The sequence below is a fragment of the Bradyrhizobium tropiciagri genome (assembly GCF_018130545.1).
Classification (GTDB): domain Bacteria; phylum Pseudomonadota; class Alphaproteobacteria; order Rhizobiales; family Xanthobacteraceae; genus Bradyrhizobium; species Bradyrhizobium tropiciagri_A.
The window spans coordinates 438,878-457,654 of record NZ_JAFCKF010000002.1; the positions used below are offsets into that span (position 1 = coordinate 438,878).

12 protein-coding genes are annotated in these 18,777 nt (G+C 66.1%); 9 read left to right on the plus strand and 3 right to left on the minus strand.

The genetic code is table 11. The features are described 5' to 3' along the window. Nucleotides 1–282: 282 nt before the first annotated feature. From JQ616_RS08695 to JQ616_RS08725, 7 genes are all read left to right on the plus strand, one after another. The gene (locus JQ616_RS08695; protein WP_212013695.1) at nt 283–5,502 is read left to right on the plus strand and encodes an alpha-2-macroglobulin family protein; all 5,220 of its coding nucleotides are present in this window, start codon (nt 283–285) and stop codon (nt 5,500–5,502) included. After that, a complete protein-coding gene (gene pbpC, locus JQ616_RS08700) occupies nt 5,499–7,613 on the plus strand; it encodes a penicillin-binding protein 1C (RefSeq protein WP_212013697.1) in 2,115 nt (704 codons plus the stop codon). The genes JQ616_RS08695 and pbpC overlap by 4 nt, the downstream gene beginning before the upstream one ends. A gap of 82 nt (nt 7,614–7,695) precedes the next feature. Continuing rightward, nucleotides 7,696–9,438, plus strand: a complete 1,743-nt coding sequence (locus JQ616_RS08705; RefSeq protein ID WP_212013699.1) for an ArnT family glycosyltransferase — start codon at nt 7,696–7,698, stop codon at nt 9,436–9,438. Nucleotide 9,439: 1 nt separating this feature from the next. After that, nucleotides 9,440–10,285 (plus strand): phosphatase PAP2 family protein, encoded by an 846-nt coding sequence (locus JQ616_RS08710; RefSeq protein ID WP_212013701.1) that lies wholly within the window; start codon nt 9,440–9,442, stop codon nt 10,283–10,285. A gap of 69 nt (nt 10,286–10,354) precedes the next feature. After that, complete coding sequence (locus tag JQ616_RS08715; RefSeq protein WP_212013703.1) at nt 10,355–11,134, plus strand: glycosyltransferase family 2 protein; 780 nt, start codon at nt 10,355–10,357, stop codon at nt 11,132–11,134. Beyond that, nucleotides 11,134–11,472 (plus strand): lipid-A-disaccharide synthase N-terminal domain-containing protein, encoded by a 339-nt coding sequence (locus JQ616_RS08720; RefSeq protein WP_212013704.1) that lies wholly within the window; start codon nt 11,134–11,136, stop codon nt 11,470–11,472. Before JQ616_RS08715 ends, JQ616_RS08720 begins: the two co-directional genes overlap by 1 nt. 146 nt (nt 11,473–11,618) lie before the next feature. Further along, nucleotides 11,619–13,430, plus strand: coding sequence for a M23 family metallopeptidase (locus tag JQ616_RS08725; protein ID WP_212013705.1), 1,812 nt, complete (start codon nt 11,619–11,621; stop codon nt 13,428–13,430). Nucleotides 13,431–13,553: 123 nt separating this feature from the next. Here JQ616_RS08725 and JQ616_RS08730 read toward each other — a convergent pair whose 3' ends face one another. Further along, on the minus strand, nt 13,554–15,236 hold the full coding sequence (locus JQ616_RS08730; protein ID WP_212013706.1) for a Na/Pi cotransporter family protein: 1,683 nt from the start codon (nt 15,234–15,236) through the stop codon (nt 13,554–13,556). Between the two features lie 268 nt (nt 15,237–15,504). On the opposite strand from JQ616_RS08730, the gene JQ616_RS08735 reads away from it, so the two are divergent. Both JQ616_RS08735 and JQ616_RS08740 read left to right on the plus strand, forming a co-directional pair. After that, nucleotides 15,505–15,750, plus strand: a complete 246-nt coding sequence (locus tag JQ616_RS08735) for a PilZ domain-containing protein (protein ID WP_021079298.1) — start codon at nt 15,505–15,507, stop codon at nt 15,748–15,750. Between the two features lie 143 nt (nt 15,751–15,893). Beyond that, nucleotides 15,894–16,718 carry a tetratricopeptide repeat protein gene (locus JQ616_RS08740; protein WP_249136585.1) on the plus strand — a complete coding sequence of 275 codons (825 nt, stop codon included), beginning with the start codon at nt 15,894–15,896 and terminating at the stop codon, nt 16,716–16,718. A gap of 27 nt (nt 16,719–16,745) precedes the next feature. Here the strand turns inward: JQ616_RS08740 and JQ616_RS08745 are convergent, their stop codons facing one another. Both JQ616_RS08745 and JQ616_RS08750 read right to left on the minus strand, forming a co-directional pair. Then, nucleotides 16,746–18,014 (minus strand): AAA family ATPase, encoded by a 1,269-nt coding sequence (locus JQ616_RS08745; protein ID WP_212013707.1) that lies wholly within the window; start codon nt 18,012–18,014, stop codon nt 16,746–16,748. Further along, complete coding sequence (locus tag JQ616_RS08750; protein ID WP_212013708.1) at nt 18,011–18,754, minus strand: CpaD family pilus assembly protein; 744 nt, start codon at nt 18,752–18,754, stop codon at nt 18,011–18,013. Before JQ616_RS08750 ends, JQ616_RS08745 begins: the two co-directional genes overlap by 4 nt. Nucleotides 18,755–18,777: the final 23 nt, after the last annotated feature.

Here is an 18,777-nt window from a genome sequence, read left to right on the forward strand (position 1 = left end):
CTTGTAGCACCGCCATTATGAAAAATCCGCTTTTCCGCCCAGCCCGCCCGAACCGATTTTTGTGGTCGAGCGACAAAGGCGAGCAGGGGTCCTCGTCCTGCATTGGCCTGTCCAGTCCGCCGAGCCGCCGTTGACGCGGCCGCCAGGGCTGGCCGAAGGAATGTCGGCAATGCGAGCTGCGACGTTTTCGTCCGTTCATGTCCGTGCCTTCACTCCGTCACCATTTCGCGCATTTTTGTCCCCAACGCGGCGGTCGACCGCGGGGCGTTCAGGAGCTCCATCATGATCGGATTGGTTCGTGCCGCCGCAATTTGCGCCACGCTGGCGCTCGGCTTGGTGGGCGCCCAAGTGAGCGCCCAAGCTGCGGACAAGGCGTTCAAGCGCGACGACCTTGCCGATTCCGCGATCAAGCTGGAGGCCCAGATCAAGAGCGAGGCCGGCGCGGTCAACAAGTCGGCCGCGACTTTGCGCACCGACGCGGACGCGGCCTTCAAGCGCAATGACTTCCGTGGCGGGCTCACGATCCTCGGCCAGATCGCGGCAACCGCGCCGGAGGACGGCGCCAACTGGCTGCGGCTCGCCAAAACCGTGTTCCAGATCCGCTCGGCCAGCTCCAGCGAACAGACCTTCCTGATGGAGCGCGCCTCGACCGCCGCCTATATCGCCTATCAGCGTGCCGGCAACGCGGGCGAGGAGGCCGACGCGTTGGCGGTGCTCGGCAAGGCGCTTGCCGAGCGCAAGCTGTGGCGCCCGGCGCTGGATGCATTGCGGATGTCGCTCGACATGCGCGAGGTGGCCGAAGTCCGCGGCCAGTATGAGAAGATGCGCGACGAGCACGGCTTCCGGCTGCTCGATTATACCGTCGATTCCGACGCGGCCTCGCCGCGGGCCTGCTTCCAGTTCTCCGAGGAACTGGCCAAGCGCGTCGACTTCGCGCCGTATCTCGCGCTGGCCGGCACCGACAAGCCGGCTTTGTCGGCGGAGGGCCAGCAGCTTTGCGTCGACGGGCTGAAGCACGGCGAGCGCTACAACATCAATCTGCGCGCCGGCCTGCCGTCGACCGTCAAGGAGACGCTGCCGAAATCGGCCGAGTTCAACATCTATGTTCGCGATCGCAAGCCGTTCGTCCGATTCACCGGACGGGCCTACGTGCTGCCACGGACCGGGCAGCGCGGTATCCCGGTGGTCAGCGTCAACACCCCGGCGGTCACGGTCGACGTGTTCCGGATCGGCGACCGCAATCTGATCAACACGGTGATCGACTCTGACTTCCAGAGCACGCTGAGCCGCTACCAGCTGTCCGATCTCGGCGACCAGCGCGGTGTCAAGGTGTGGTCCGGCGAGCTCGCGACCGCGACCACGTTGAACCAGGACGTCGTCACGGCGTTCCCGGTCGACCAGGCGCTCGGCGACCTGCAGCCTGGCGTCTATGTCATGACCGCGGCGGCCAAGGGGCCGGGCAGCGATGACGACGGCACGCTGGCGACGCAATGGTTCATCGTCTCGGACATGGGCCTGTCGGCATTCTCCGGCAATGACGGTATCCACGTCTTCGTCAACTCGCTGGCTTCAACTGAACCGGTCGCCAATGCCGAGGTGAAGCTGGTCGCCCGCAACAACGAGATCCTGGCCACGCGCAAGACCGACGCCGCGGGCCATGTGCTGTTCGAGCAGGGGCTGGCGCGGGGCGAGGGTGGACTGTCGCCGGCATTGCTCACGGTGACCGGCGAGAAGGCCGACTATGCCTTCCTGAGCCTCAAGACCAACGCCTTCGACCTCACTGACCGCGGCGTTGCGGGTCGGGCGATCCCGGCCGGCGCAGACGCCTTCGTCTACGCCGAGCGCGGCGTTTACCGTTCCAACGAGACCGTCTATCTGACCGCGCTGCTGCGCGACGGGCAGGGCAACGCCCTGACCGGGACGCCGCTGACCATGGTGATCGAGCGGCCCGACGGCGTCGAATTCCGCCGCGCCGTGCTGCCCGACCAGGGCGCCGGCGGCCGGATGTTGGCGGTGGCGCTCAACTCCGCGGTGCCGACCGGCACTTGGCGCGCGCGCGTCTTCACCGATCCCAAGGGCTCGTCGGTCGGCGAGACCACCTTCATGGTCGAGGATTACATCCCCGAGCGGGTCGAATTCGATCTGACCAGCAAGGAGAAGGTGATCAAAGCTGAAGTTCCAGTGGAACTTGAGGTCTCCGGCCACTTCCTCTACGGCGCGCCGGCCTCGGGCCTGCAGCTCGAGGGCGACATGCTGGTCGCACCGGCGGCGAATGGCCGGCCCGGCTATGCCGGCTACCAGTTCGGCGTCGACGACGAGCAGACCGCGAGCAACGAGCGGACCCCGATCGAGGACTTGCCGGAGGCTGATGCCAATGGCGCGGCGACCTTCCCGGTCAAGCTCGACAAGGTGCCGGCCTCGACCCGTCCGCAGGAGGCCCAGATCTTCATCCGCATGGCGGAGACCGGCGGCCGCTCGGTCGAGCGCAAGATCGTGCTGCCGGTGGCCCCTGGCGCGTCGCTGATCGGCGTCAAGCCGCTGTTCGGCGACAAGAGCGTCGCCGAGGGCGACAAGGCCGAGTTCGACGTCGTGTTCGTTGCGCCCGACGGCAAGCAATTGCAGCGCGACGGGCTGCGCTACGAGCTGTTGAAGCTGGAGTCGCGTTACCAATGGTACCGGCAGAATTCGTCGTGGAATTATGAACCGGTCAAGTCGACCCGCCGCGTTGCCGACGGCGATGTCAACCTCGCGGCCGACAAGCCGATGCGCCTGACCTTCCAGCCGCAGCCCGGCCGCTATCGGCTCGACGTCAAGTCGACCGACGCCGATGGTCCGGTGACCTCGGTGCAGTTCGATGTCGGCTGGTATTCCGACGGCAGCGCGGACACGCCCGATCTGTTGGAAACCTCGATCGACAAGCCGGAATATGCTTCGGGCGATACCATGACGGTGTCGGTCAATGCCCGTACCGCCGGCAAGCTCACGGTCTACGTGCTCGGCGACCGCCTGCTGACGACGCAAAGCGTCGACGTCAAGGAAGGCACCCAGCAGGTCAAGCTGCCCATCGGCAAGGACTGGGGCACCGGCGCTTATGTGATGACGACGCTGCGTCGTCCGCTTGATGCGGCCGCCGGGCGCATGCCGGGCCGCGCGATCGGGCTGAAATGGTTCGGCATCGACAAGAAGACGCGAACGCTGGCTGTCGAACTGTCGCCACCCGCCTTGGTGCGGCCCGGCTCGACGCTGAAGATCCCGGTCAAGCTCGGCGGGCTCAATCCCGGCGAGGACGCCAAGGTGGTGCTGGCCGCGGTCGATGTCGGCATCCTCAACCTCACCAACTACAAGCCTCCTGCGCCGGACGACTACTATCTCGGCCAGCGCCGCCTGACCGCCGAGATCCGCGACCTCTATGGCCAGCTGATCGACGGCATGCAGGGTACGCAGGGCCAGATCCGCAGCGGCGGTGACGCGGCCGGCGCCGAGTTGCAGGGCTCGCCGCCGACGCAGAAGCCGCTGGCGCTGTATTCCGGCATCGTCACGGTCGGCCCCGACGGCACCGCGGAAGTGAGCTTCGACATCCCCGACTTCGCCGGCACCGCGCGGGTGATGGCGGTGGCATGGAGCGCCACCAAGCTCGGCCGCGCCACGACCGACGTGATCGTGCGCGACCCAGTGGTCGTGACCGCGACCTTGCCGCGCTTCCTGCTGACCGGTGACAAGGGCACCATCAGCATGGATATCGACAATGTCGAAGGCCCCGCTGGCGACTACGCCGTGAGCGTCAAGTCGAGCGGCCCGATCAAGGCCTCGGGCAATTCGAGCACGACGGTGAAGCTCGCCGCCAAGCAGCGCTCATCGCTGTCGCTCGGCCTCGAGGCCGGCGGCGCCGGGCGTGCCGAGTTCGACGTCGCGATATCGGGACCGAACGGACTGACGCTGGCGCGGCATTATGCGCTGGACGTCAAGCCGGCCACGCAAGTGCTGGCGCGCCGCTCGATCCGCACGCTGGCGAAGGGCGAGAGCCTGACGCTGACCTCGGACATGTTCTCCGATCTGGTGCCGGGCACCGGCAGCGTCTCGGTCTCGGCGAGCCTGTCGACCGCGCTCGATGCGGCGAGCATCCTGAAGGCGCTCGACCGCTATCCCTATGGCTGCTCCGAGCAGATCACGAGCCGCGCGCTGCCGCTGCTCTATGTCAACGATCTCGCCGCCGGCGCCCATCTGGCGATGGACACCGCGGTCGATCAGCGCATCCGCGACGCGATCGAGCGGCTGCTGGCGCGACAAGGCTCCAACGGTTCGTTCGGCCTGTGGTCGGCGGGCGGCGACGACGCCTGGCTCGACGCCTATGTCACCGACTTCCTGACCCGGGCCCGCGAGAAGGGCTTTGCGGTGCCGGACGTGCTGTTCAAGAGCGCGCTCGACCGCGTCAGGAACTCGGTGGTCAATGCCAACGAGCCGGAGAAGGACGGCGGCCGCGATCTGGCCTACGGCCTCTACGTGCTTGCGCGCAATGGCGCCGCGCCGATCGGTGACCTGCGCTATCTCGCCGACACCAAGCTGAACAATCTGGCGACGCCGATCTCCAAGGCACAGCTCGCTGCGGCGCTGGCGCTGGTCGGCGACAAGGCGAGGGCCGAGCGGGTCTATGGTGCGGCGCTCGACGCACTGAACCCCAAACCGGTGATCGAGTTCGGCCGGGTCGACTACGGCTCGGCGCTGCGCGACGCTGCGGCGTTGGTCTCGCTTGCGGGCGAGGGCAATGCGCCGCGCACCACGCTGACGCAGGCTGTGTTGCGGGTCGAAGCGGCGCGGGGATTGTCGCCCTACACCTCGACGCAGGAGAATGCGTGGATGGTGCTCGCGGCACGCGCGCTCGCCAAGGAGACGATGGCGCTCGAGATCAACGGCCAGGCGGTCAAGACCGCCGTCTACCGCAGCTACAAGGCCGAGGAGATGACGGGCCAGCCGCTCAAGATCACCAACACCGGCGATGCGCCGGTGCAGGCGGTGATCTCGGTATCGGGCTCGCCGGTGACGCCGGAGCCTGCCGCGTCCAACGGCTTCAAGATCGAGCGCAATTATTTCACGTTCGACGGCAAGCCGGCCGATGTCAGCAAGGCGAAACAGAATGACCGCTTCGCGGTTGTCCTGAAGGTGACGGAAGCCAAGCCGGAATTCGGTCACATCATGGTGGCCGACTATCTGCCGGCCGGGCTCGAGATCGACAACCCGAACCTGGTGTCATCGGGCGATTCCGGCACGCTGGAATGGATCGAGGATGGTGTCGAGGCAAAGAACACCGAGTTCCGCGACGACCGCTTCACCGCGGCGATCGACCGGGCCGCCAACGACAAGTCGGTGTTCACGGTCGCCTATGTCGTGCGCGCGGTGTCGCCGGGCAAATATGTGCTGCCGCAGGCCTATGTCGAGGACATGTACAACCCCTCGCGCTACGGCCGCAGCGGTACCGGTTCGGTTGAGGTGAAGCCGGCGAAATGAGTGCAACGTTGAAGACAGCACCGGAACGCGGATCGCGCTGGCGACGGATCAAGACCGTCCTCGCGATCTGCGCCGTCGCGACGCTGATCACAGCCGGCGCCTTCGCCGGCTGGGTGGTCTCGCTCGGTCCACTGCCGATCATGCAGGCGCAGCAAGTCTCGACCACGGTCGTCGATCGCAATGGAAAACTATTGCGTGCCTATGCGATGGCGGACGGACGCTGGCGGCTGCCGGTTGATGCGAAGACGGCGGTCGATCCCGGTTATCTGAAGCTGTTGTTCGCCTATGAGGACAAGCGCTTCTACGAGCATCATGGTGTCGATCCATTGGCGCTGTCGCGCGCCGCGCTGCAGCTGCTGACCCGCGGCCATATCGTCTCGGGCGGTTCGACCATCACGATGCAGCTGGCGCGGCTGATCGAGCCGCGGCACCAGCGCTCGGTCTACGCAAAGCTGCGGCAGATGGTGCGGGCGGTCGAACTCGAGCAGCAGCTTTCGAAGGACCAGATCCTCGATCTCTATCTGGCGCTGGCGCCGTTCGGCGGCAATCTCGAGGGGATCCGCGCCGCCTCGATCGCCTATTTCGGCAAGGAGCCGAAGCGGCTCTCGCTCGCCGAGGCATCGCTGTTGGTCGCCTTGCCGCAATCGCCGGAGCGGCGCCGGCTCGACCGCTTCCCCGAGGCCGCCCATGCCGCGCGCGATCGCGTGCTCGACCGCATGGTCGAGGACGGCGTGGTGTCGAAGGACGATGCCTCGCAGGCTAGGGCGACCGCGGTCCCGAAGATGCGCAAGCAGATCCCGATGCTGGCGCCGCATTCGTCCGATCAGGCGATCGCGACGATGAAGGATGCGCCGGTCATCAAGCTGACGCTGGACGCGACGCTGCAACGGAATCTGGAGGCGCTGGCACGCGACCGCGCCATTGCGCAGGGGCCCGACGTCTCGGTCGCGATCATCGCGGTCGATAATGAATCAGGCGACGTGCTCGCGCGCGTTGGCTCGGCGGATTATTTCGACGAGCGGCGAGCCGGACAGGTCGACATGACGCGCGCCGTCCGCTCGCCGGGCTCGACGCTGAAGCCGTTCATCTACGGCCTGGCTTTCGAGGACGGCTTTGTCCATCCCGACAGCCTGATTGAGGATCGGCCAATCCGCTTCGGCACCTACGCGCCGGAAAATTTCGACATGACGTTCCAGGGTACGGTGCCGATCCGCAAGGCGCTGCAATTGTCGCTGAACGTGCCGGCGATCGCGCTGCTCGACCGGGTCGGTGCGAGCCGGCTGTCGTCACGGCTGAAGCAGGCCGGCACCGGTCTGGTGCTGCCGAAAGACGAAACACCGGGCCTTGCGATGGGTCTCGGCGGCGTCGGCATCATGCTGCAGGATCTTGCCCAGCTCTATTCCGGCCTGGCACGGCTCGGCGCGACCAAGCCGCTGCGCGAGATCATGCAGGCCAGTGACGGCCGCGACACCATGCGGCTGATGGATCAGGCTGCGGCTTGGCAGGTCGGCAACGTCCTGCTCGGCACGCCACCGCCGGAGAATGGTGTGCACAACCGGATCGCATTCAAGACCGGCACCAGCTACGGCTATCGCGATGCCTGGTCGGTCGGCTTCGACGGCCGCATCACGATCGGGGTCTGGGTCGGCCGTCCGGACGGCGCGCCGGTGCCGGGTCTGGTCGGCCGCACCGCGGCGGCGCCGATCCTGTTTGACGCCTTTGCGCGCACTGGCAAGATCCCGGCGGCATTACCGAAGCCGCCGCGCGGCGTGCTGGTCGCCTCCAATGCGAAGCTGCCGCCGCCGCTGCGCCGGTTCCGGCCGCTCGGCGAACTGGTCCGCAGCGGCAACGACCAGGCGCCGCATATCCAGTTTCCGCTGAACGGCTCGCGCATCGACGTCGATCAATCCGAGGGCGGTCGCAATGCGCCGATGCCGGTCAAGGTCGCCGGCGGCGTGCTGCCGTTGACGGTCCTGGTGAATGGTGTCTCAGCCGGGGACATCGACAGCCGGCGCCAGCGCCTGATCGAGCCACCCGGGCCGGGCTTTGCGCGGCTCACCGTGATCGACGCCACGGGGGCCGCGGATACCGTTGTGATCCGCGTGCAATGATCGCGCGGGAAAGCGGAACGGCACCGTTGGAAAGCGGAACAGCACGGTTGTTTGCGGTGCGGTTTCATCGTATGCGAAACCCATGGTGGATAGCCTCCAACCCCGGCGCTTCGGAGCAGGGCAACAGTCTGTAAAACCTGCGCATTCCAGCCGCAGGCTGTTCATGGCGTTCGAGTTCGCAACGGCCAGCCAATGGCGTTCGATCCTGTTCCTGACGCTGACCTGTCTGGTCCTGTTCCTGACGGGCTTCTTCACTATCCCGCCGATCGACCGCGACGAGGTTCGCTTTGCCCAGGCGACCAAGCAGATGGTCGAGAGCGGCGACTTCGTCGACATCCGCTTCCAGGACGACGTCCGCTACAAGAAGCCGGTCGGCATCTACTGGATGCAGGCGGCGGCGCTGAAGACGATCTCCGCGCTCGGGGTGCCGCGGGCCCAGGTCCGCATCTGGGTCTACCGCCTGCCATCCCTGATCGGCGCCATCGGCGCCGTTTTACTGACCTATTGGACGGCGCTCGCCTTCGTGACGCGACAGGGCGCCGTGCTCGCCGCCTTGATGATGGCAAGCTGCGTGCTGCTTGGGGTCGAGGCGCGGCTCGCCAAGACCGATGCGATGCTGCTGTTGACGGTTACCGCCGCGATGGGCGCGATGGCACGGGTCTATCTGTCCTGGCAGCGCGGTGAGGATCCGGCGCGTCCATCATGGGGACCGCCTGCGATCTTCTGGACCGCGCTGGCGGTCGGCATCCTGCTCAAGGGGCCGCTGATCCTGATGTTCGTCGGCCTTGCGATGGCCGGGCTCGCGATTCTTGATCGTTCAGCCGCCTGGTTCTGGCGCATGCGCCCGGTCTGGGGCCTGATGTGGACCCTGGTGCTGGTGCTGCCGTGGTTCGTGCTGATCTTCCTGCGCGCAGGTGATGCCTTTTTCGCGGACTCGGTCGGCGGCGACATGCTGAGCAAGCTTGGTGCTCAGGAATCCCACGGCGCGCCGCCCGGACTCTATCTGTTGTTGTTCTGGATCACGTTCTGGCCCGGTGCACCGCTGGCCGGCATGGCGGCGCCGGCGATCTGGCGCGCGCGGCGCGAGCCGGGCGCCCAGTTCCTGCTGGCCTGGCTGGTCCCGTCCTGGATTGTATTCGAGGCCGTCTTGACCAAGCTGCCGCATTATGTGCTGCCGCTGTATCCGGCGATCGCGATCCTCACCGTGGGCGCGCTGGAGCGGCGGGTGCTGTCGCGCTCCTGGCTGATCCGTGGTGCGGCGTGGTGGTTCGCCATCCCCGCGTTTGGCGCGGTGCTGGTGATCGTCGGCGCGATCAAGGCGATCCATCAGCCGGTGTTTCCGGCCTGGCCGCTGTTCGCGGTGGCGATGGTGTTCGGCCTGATCGCGTGGTGGATGTTCGAGGACAGCCGTGCCGAGCGCTCGCTGCTCAATGCGGTGATCGCCGCGGCATTGATGGCAGGCGCAACCTATGGCGTGGTGCTGCCGCGGCTCACCACGGTGTTTCCGAGTCAGGAGGTCGCACGCGCATTGCGTAACGTGACCTGCGTCGGCCCGAAGGCGGCGGCTGCCGGTTTTCATGAACCGAGCCTCGTGTTCATGACCGATACCTCGACGCTGCTCACCGACGGCTCGGGCGCCGCGGATTTCCTCGGGCAGGGCTCCTGCCGCTTCGCGCTGGTCGAGCAGCGCTCGGAGCGCGCTTTCGTGCAGCGCGCCGAGGCGATCGGTCTGCGCTACAACGCGCCGGTGCGCATCGACGGTTACAACATCTCGCAGGGCAAGGCGGTCTCGATCGCGATCTTCCGTTCCGAAGGCACGGAGTGACATGCCGGCGCCGCCAGCCAACCCGGAATCCGCCAACTATTTCGGACGATTGCTGACACTGGTCTGGCTGTCCCTTGCCCAGCTGGTGCGCGCGCCGTCGCATTCGCGGCGGGCCGAGGCGGCGCGGCGCTCGGCGCGCCACGTGCTGTGGCTCGTCGTCATCGCCGGCGTCGTGATCATCACGTTGATGTATGCGGTCGATGTTGCCGAAATCAGCCTGATGCCACCGCGCGGCACGCCGGGTCTCTGGTGGGTGAAGGTGCTGACCGATTTCGGCAAGGACGAGTATGTGCTGAGCGCGCTCGGCCTGGTGCTGATTGCTGTCGCGTTGGCGGCACCTGCGCTGCGCGGCGTGCCGCGCGCCACCTTGCTCGGCCTCGGAACGAGGCTGCAATACTTGTTCCTCTCGGTCGCGTTCTCGGTGGCGGTGGGAGAGGTGCTCAAGTGGGTCGTCGGCCGCGGGCGACCGTTTGTCGGCGGCAAGGCCAATGCCTTCAATTTCCAGCACTTCGCCGGCACCGAGGCCTATGCGAGCTTTCCGTCGGGACATTCGATCACAGCGTTTGCGCTGGCCTTCGCCGTCTCGGCGGTGTGGCCGCGCGCGCGAGCCGCGATGCTGGTCTATGCGCTGATCATCATCGCGACGCGGCTCGTGCTGCTGGCCCATCATCCGAGCGACGTTGTGGCCGGTGCGCTGGTCGGCGTGATCGGCGCCATGGCCGTGCGCTACTGGTTCGCCGCCCGCCGCCTTGCTTTCGCCATTGATCGCGATGGCAGCGTTTTGGCGTTGCCGGGACCGTCGGAAGGGCGCCTCAAAGGGGTTGCGAGGAGCGCTTTCGCCCCATAAAAGCGGTCGCCCGGCGGCCGGATCGGGCGGGTTCCAGCCGCGAACACCACATCAACCACGAGTGCCGAATTGCCTGTTTCCGACCAGACGCCGGTCGCCGTTTCCATCGTCGTGCCTGTGCGCAACGAGGCGGACAATATCGCGCCGTTGATCGCCGAGATCGCGGCCGCGCTCGACGGGCGCTGGGCCTACGAGATCGTCTACGTCAATGACGGTTCGACCGACACCACCGGCGAACGGCTGAGCACGATCATGGCGCAGCGGCCCAATCTCCGGCAGCTCCGCCATGCTGTCTCTTCGGGCCAGTCGGCCGCCGTGCGCAGCGGCGTGCGCGCCGCGCGCGGGGCGATCGTGGCGACGCTGGACGGTGACGGCCAGAACAATCCGGCCTTCCTGCCCAACCTGATCGCGGCGGTCGAGAGCGGCAATGGCCGCGTCGGTCTTGCTGCGGGCCAGCGCGTCGGCCGCAAGGACACCGGCTTCAAGAAGCTGCAATCGCGCATCGCCAACGCGGTGCGCAGCATCATCTTGAGTGACGGCACGCGCGATACCGGGTGCGGCCTGAAGGCGTTTCCGCGCGATGTGTTCCTGGCGATGCCTTATTTCGACGGGCTGCATCGCTTCCTGCCGGCGCTGGTCCGCCGCGAGGGATTTGCGATTGCCTATGTCGATGTCGTCGACCGCCCACGCCATTCCGGCGTCTCGAATTACGGATTTTTCGACCGGCTCTGGATCGGGATCATGGATCTCGCCGGTGTGTGGTGGCTGATCCGCCGCAAGAAGCCGACGCCGGCGGTCACTGAGGTGACAGATGTCGCTGAAGTGACGCGCGGCACCGAGGTGAAGTGATGCTGATTCAATTTGGCCAGGCGCTGAGCGCCTATTTCTACGAGGTGTTCGTCGCCAAGTTCGACTTCTGGCTGGCGTTCGGCCTCATCGCGCAGCTGTTCTTCACCGCGCGCTTTCTCGTGCAGTGGATTTCCAGCGAGCGCGCCGGCCAGAGCGTGGTGCCGATGGCGTTCTGGTTCTTCTCGATGGGCGGCGGCTTGATGACGCTGATCTACGGGCTCGCCAAGCGCGAGCCGGTTATCATCATCGGTCAGGGCCTCGCGACGCTGATCTACATCCGCAACATCATGCTGATCGTGAAGAACCGCGGGCGCGCTTCGAAGACACTCGACAACTGATCGTCGCGATCGTCCTCAGCGCCGACAATCAATTGCGGCCGAATCTGAACGGCGGTCAAACAATCGCCCCAAGGCGTATGGCATCTACGGCTTGCCGTGGGCGTGGCGGCATCCCGAGTCCCTGCGCCAACGGATGAGGGGCGTTGATGACCGGCCGTGGCGAAGCGACGAAAGCAGGCGGTCAATCATCGAGCGCCCGCGATGTCCCGCTGATTGACGAGCCGCCGCTGACCGGCGACGGCGAGTTGCCGGATCGGCGCACGATCAGTCTGCGCTGGATGGCGGGGACGGTTCTGATTGGTGCCGCCGCGGTCGCGCTGCTCGGTGGCGCGCTTCGTGGAACTTTCGGCTATCACGCACGATTCGCAGTCTTGCCGATCGTCTCGCTTCCGCGTTTTACGGCACAGGTGGTTGATGAGGCACGGCGCGGCGACCGGCTGGATCGGAAGCCGGGCTCGCAAGGCAATCGCTCTGCACTCAGGATCGAGCAGCTGAGCGACGCCGGCGCGGTCCGTCCATTTACCCGCGTGTCCGCGCGGCTTGCGGAGATCGATCCCGAACCGCAGCAAGACCGCGCTCGCGATGTACCAGCAGACGGCAAGGACCAGCAGCGAGCGAGCGCGCCAAGCGCTGCGCTGTCGGAGTTGCCGTCCATCATCCGGGCAGGTCCGTCACGCCGTGGGCTGCCGGGCAACACCAGCGCCTACGCCGCCGATGAAGACACGCCGCATCCGGCTGCTCCGATCGGTGACGCGGTCAACGTCACCAATCTGCCGAAATCTACTGCGTCGCCTAGCCACCATCGGCATGTCATCATCGCGCGCGCCGGCGACACGCTGTCGGCGATTCTGCGGGCATTGACTGCGGCTGCGGAGGACGCGCCGGCCGTGCTTGCCGCTTTCCCCCCGGCCGGCACTCAAGCGGCACTGTCCGGCGGCGAGAAGATCACGATCGTCGAACAGGACGGAGAGAGCGGCTCGCCGCGCAGTCATGTCGCGAAAGTGTCGATCGAACGGGCGGACTCCAGTGTATCCGCCGTCGGTCGTACCGATGGCGGTCAATACCAGGCTATCGTGCCCGAGCAGCCGGACGCCTCCTCGCGGAGCGGGAGCTTGCTGCGTCAGTCGATCGACACCCACGCCGTTCCCGGCGAGACGCTGCGCGACGGCCTCAACGCGCTGACGCGCTCCAATCACGTCGACGAGGGAATCGTTGCCGAGCTGATGCGGCTGTGTGGCCGCGATTTCGACCTCGACGCGCCGCTCGGCGATGCCGACGCGGCCAAGATCATCTATGCGCCCAACGACATCGGCCAGCCGGAGCTGGTCTTCATCGATTTGACAGCGGGCGGACAGACGCGGCGGTACTATCGCTTCACGGCACCGGACGACGGCAGCTCCGATTTCTATGATGAGGATGGACAGTCCATCACTAAATTCCTGTTGCGGAAGCCGGTCGTCAGCGGGCGTCTCGGTGACGGTTTTGGCTGGCGCATCCATCCGGTGCTCGGCGACCGCCGCTTCCATGAAGGCGTCGACTATGCAGCGCCCTATGGTTCGCCGATCGCGGCCGCGGGCGCTGGCGTCGTCGAGATCGAAGGCTACGAACGCGGCTACGGGAAATATATCCGCGTGCTTCACGATCGCGGTTATGAGACGACCTATGCCCATGTCGCGAGCTTTCCGCCCGGGCTGAAGATCGGGGACCGCGTCCGACAGGGCGAGACGATTGCCTATGTCGGATCGACCGGGCTCTCGACCGGACCGCATCTCTATTACGAGGTGCGGATCAACGGCCGCAATGTCGATCCGCTTCGGATGAAATTGTCAGGCGGCCGGCTGCTGCAAGGAGAGCTGCTTGGAGTTTTCGATCGCCAGCGCGACAGCATCGACCAGCTCGCCGCGGCCTCCGCCGCTCCTCAGCGGCATCCCGGCTCCGAACACCGGCCGCCGACCTAGAGCCTTTTCCGTTCCGATGGAATCGGAACGGAGCTCTAGATTCTTGTTTTGACGCGTTTTCTTCACGCGAACCGGTAGCCACTTCGCTCGAAAACGCTCTAGCGCAGATCGCAGCTGGTTCGATCAGAGCCGCCCGGGCGCCGGAAGCTCGGCCGCGTCCGCCGCGTTCTCGCGCTCGGTTGCGGTCTCGCCGGCGGCATCGAGCACGGGGTAGGCGACCGAGCAGATATGCGAGTGGATGCGGCGAAGGTCGCGCAGCACGTCGAGATGCAGCGAGGTGGTTTCGATGGTCTCCGGCCGGCCTTCGCGCAGGCGCTCGAGATGGCGCTCGACGGCGGCCAATTCGGCGGCGCGCAGCTCCGCCTTCTCGGTCAGCAGCTTGCGTGCCTCGCTGGCGTCGCCGGACATGAAGACGCCAAACGCCATCCGCAGCGAGTCGATCGTGCGCTTGTGGAAGGCAGATAATTCCTCGGCGCCTTCGGCAGAGAATTGCAGGCGGTGCTTGATCTTCTTGGTCGCGAGCTCGCTCAGATTCTTGTCGATGATGTCGCCGATATGCTCGAGATTGATCGCGAACGAGACGATCTCCATGGCGCGCTGGCCCTCGCGCTCGTCGAGGCTGCCGCGGGTCAGCTTGGTGACGTAAAGCTTGATCGCCTCGTTCAACCGGTCGACGGTGTTGTCCATCTTGGACACCTGGTCAACCAGGGCGCGATCGTTGGTCATCATTGCCGCCATCACCTTGCGCAACATCGCCTCGGTGTAGTCGCCCATATGCAGCACCTCGCGCGCCGCATCGGCCAGCGCGAGCGAGGGCGTCTCCAGCGCGCTCTCGTCGAGGTAGCGCGGCCGCGATGGATCGGTCGTCTGCGCCCGCTTGGGCAGCAGACGCTCGAGCAGCCGCGCCATCTGGTCGAGCACGCCGATGAATAGCAGCGCGGTCGCGACGTTGAAGGCGATGTGGAACAGCGCGGTCGCCTTGGCGAGATCGGGCTGCCAGGCGTAGATGGCTTCCGTGATCGGCCGCAGGAACGGCGCCACCAGCAAGATGCCGACGACGCGGTTGACCAGGTTGCCGACCGGCAGCCGGTAGCTCGCCGGATTGTCGCGCCGGGCGCCTTCCAGCAATGGATTGACGGCGCTGCCGAGGTTGGCGCCGAGCACGAGCGCGAACGCAGCATAGGGGGAGATGAACTGCGAATAGGCCAGCGACATCACCAGCAGCACGCTGGCGACGCTGGAATGCACCAGCCAGGTGACGACCGCGCCGATCAGGATGCAGAGCACGGGATCGCCGGTGATCGCGTTCAGGAACACGCGCACGCCCGGCGCATTCTCGGCCGGCGCCATCGTGTCGAGCAGGATGTGCAGCGCGAGCAGCATCAGCCCGAGCCCGATCGAGACGCGGCCGAGATCCTTGATCCGGGAGCGCGGCCCGCTGCGGAACGCGACGAGGCCGACAATGAACAGCACCGGCGCCACCGCCGCCACGTTGAACGACAGCACCTGCACGATCAGTGTGGTGCCGATATTGGCGCCGAGCATGATCGCGAGCGCCGGCACCAGGCTGACGATCTCCTCGGCGGCGAAGGAACTGGTGATCAGCGCGGTTGCGGTCGAGCTCTGGAGCAGGGCGGTGAGGCCGAGGCCGGCGCCGAGGGCGGTGAACCGGTTGTTCAGCGCCCGCGCCAGCAACAGCCGCAAATCGGGCCCGAAGGCCCGCAGAATTCCGCTGTGGACCATGTGCAGGCCCCACAGCAGGAGCGCGACGCCCCCCATCAGATCAAGCAGAACAAGGCTTCCCATAAGTCTTGGATATCCCGGCAAATTCGAGTCGAAGGGGTCACGCTATCGCCAAATGACCCGGGATCAACCACTTTTGTTCCTGTTGGATTGTTCCCGTTGGATACGGCTGGGGAAGGGGCGACGGTTCGGGCTGGTAAATGAACCTCGAAAACGTCCGCTCAATTGCGATTGGTTCCGCTAGGCAGTTTCCAATCTTTCCCCGCTATGACGTTAGCAACGAGAGAGCTGTCCAGCCAGGAAAGCTGCCCAGAAAGGCGTGGGGATCAGAATGTTTGTGAATCGCCGCAAGAGCGAACGTCGCGAGTGCCGGAGCGTCGCCAAAATTCAACTGGGCACGGGGTCGTTGCCGCGTGACTGCATGATCACCGACATCTCGGCGGGGGGCGTCAAGGTGATCGCCGAATATCTGGAGATTCCGCCGGAATTCACCATCATCCTGTCGTCGGGCAGCCCGCGTCAGTGCCGTCTGGCCTGGCGGATCGGGCACGAATTCGGCGCACAGTTCGTCGACTGATCCAGCCGAGCCGCCAGGCTGGCGATCCGCCCGGCATCCGGCACCGCTTCTTGGCCGGATGACGGCGGATGATGGCATCCTTAACCGGAACTTAGGGTTAAGCTGTGAGCATCCCGGAACATTCGCTGTTCCGAGTCCCGTCAATGTCTGAGAAGCTTTCCCGACCTTTAGGCCGCGTGCGCCAGCTCGCCGGCTCGGTATCTGCCGTGATCCTGCTGATCGGGCTTGCCGCCTGTCAGACCTCGGGGCCGTCCGACATCACCGGGTCATTGGGCGATACGGCGGAGGCCACACCGGCCCCGGCCGATCCGCGGCGCGACATTGCGACTTACCACGAGCGGGTCCGCTCTAATCCGAAAGACACCGAAGCCGCCCTGAAATACGCCCGGGCGCTGCGCGCTACCGGCCAGCGCGCGCAGGCCGTCGCCGTCATGGAGCAGGCGGTGCTGGCGCAGCCCAGCAATAAGGCGCTGCTCGCAGGTTACGGACGGGCGCTCGCCGACAATGGCAATTTCCAGCAGGCATTCGATGTGCTCGGGCGCGCCCACACCCCGGAGGATCCGGATTGGCGCATCCTGTCGGCACAGGGCGCCGTGCTCGATCAGCTCGATCGTCACGACGAGGCGCGCCAGTATTATGCGAGCGCGCTGAAGATCGTGCCTGACGATCCGTCGGTGCTCTCCAATCTCGGCCTGTCCTATTTGCTGTCGAAGGACCTGCCGAAGGCTGAGGAGACGCTGCGTCATGCTCGGGAGCGTGCTCCCGACGACATGCGGGTGCGAACCAATCTTGCCGTCGTGATCGGCCTGCAGGGCCGTCAGGCCGATGCTGAAGCGATCATGAAGGCCGATCTGCCGCCGGAGCAGGGCTCGGCCAATGTTGCCGCGCTGAAGCGGCTGTTGGCGCGGAGGGACGCGAGCCGGACCGATACCGACAAGATTCCGGTCGCCGCCAACCACCGCGACTAAAGCGTTTTCAGACGAGATTCCGGCGGGCTAACCCGCGGCCCGGCGCCCACTGCTGCCGCGCGACTGCAGCTTCTTGAGGATCGGCGACAGGAACGATTCACGCGCTTCGGCGAGGTCAGGGCGACCGGTGAGGCGCTGCGCGATCTGCAGGAACGTCCTTGTGGTGCGATGGCGCGCGGAGACTTCCGCAATCATCTGACCGTTGTTGGCGGCTTCGCCGAACAGCCTGCAATCGAACGGGATGGTCGCAATCGGCTGACTGTCGATTGTCTTGGCGAAGTCCTTGACCTCGATCTCGGGGCGCTTCGACATGCCGACCTGGTTCAGGCAGTAGAGCGGCGGCCGGTCGTTCGGACGCGCGGCCTTCAGCAGGTTCATCATGTTCTTGGTGTTGCGCATGTTGGCAAGGTCGGGCTCGGCGACGATCAGGATGTCGTCGGCCCCCACCAGCACACGCTTGGTCCATGCGGTCCATTGGTGCGGGACGTCGAGCACGATGCAGGATGTGGTCATGCGCATCGTGTCGAAGATGGCGTCGAATGCTTCGGCGCCGAAATCGTAGACCTGGTCGAGGGTGGCCGGCGCCGCCAGCAGGCTGAGATGGTCGCTGCATTTTGCGAGCAAGCGTTCCATGAAGGCGCTGTCCGGACGTTCGGGCGCGAACACCGCGTTGGCGATGCCCTGCGTCGGATCCTGATTGTAGTCGAGGCCCGCGGTGCCGAAGGCAAGGTCGAGATCGACGACGACCGAATCCAGCCCGAGGTCGCGCGCGATGGTCCAGGCAACATTGTGGGCAATGGTCGAGGCGCCGACGCCGCCCTTGGCGCCCGCAACCGCGATCAGGCGGCCGACCGAGACCGATTCCGAGGATGAGAACAGGCTGCAGATTGAGCGGACGATGTCGAGCACCTTGACCGGCCCGATGACGTAGTCGTTGACGCCGCGCCGGACCAATTCGCGATACGGCGCAGTCTCACCCGGCGTGCCGAGCACGACGACACGGGTGCCGGGATCGCAGACCGTGGCGAGCTCGTCGAGGCCGGCGAGGAAATCGCTGTCCGGCTCGGTCTCCAACATGATCACGTTGGGCGTCGGCGCCTTGTGATAGGTGTCGATCGCCGCGGCGATGCCGCCCATGTGGACGGAGAGGTGAGCCTTGGCGAGCCGGCGGTCGTCGGCTGCGGCGCGCGCGCTCGCGGCGGTGGCGACGCTGGCGCAGAAGGCCTGCACCGAAATCCGCGGCGCCGGCGCGATGTGGTCGTTGGCGTGCTGCGGCTCGTGTTGTGGTTCGGTCATTTCCCTGCGTCGCTCAGCTTGGCTTTATCGGTTTCAGGGTAGGTGGTCGTGGTCGACTCGCCCTTGCTGTATTTCTGGAACGCGACCGATCGCCTCGGCGTGTAGGCCGCGGTTTCGGTCCGCGGCTGCTCGAGGTCGGACGGATTGGCGACCATCGCGGCAAGGTTGCGCTGCGTGGCGCAGCCGAAATTCTCGTACTGCTTGTTCTCGTTGTAGCTCGGATTGTAGATCGAGGGGCCAAGGTCGGTCGGCCAGACGCCGCAGGGGCCGGCGACCGCGGCCATCTTCGGGTAGCTGAGACGAATGGTCGGGAGCGCGCGCGGGTCGTCGACGTGATAGGAGCGCCTGGTGATGGCGTGGGCGGGCACGCCCATCGACGCCAGTACGCCGCGGATATCCTGGTACACCGCCTGCGCCGAGCGCGCGTTCGAGGTGTCGGCCGGTACGTCGACCGCGATCGCGCCGGTGCCTTCGCGGCGCCAGGAGCGGGCAAGCCCCATGACGTCGTCGCGCTGGGTTTCGGTGAGATTGCCGCGGGTGCGGCTCACGAACACGACGATCGACTGCTCGCCCTCGGTGATTGCGATCGGATGCCGTTGCCGGTAGTCGTCGGGCACGGTGCCGGTGACGACATTGTCGCCGGTCAGATTGCAGCCGCCGAGTGCGATCGCGCTGGTGACCAGGGCGCCGCACAGCATCAGCGCTCTGATATGACCGGCTTGTGTGTTGCGTATCATCATAGGATCCCCCAACCCCTTCAGGT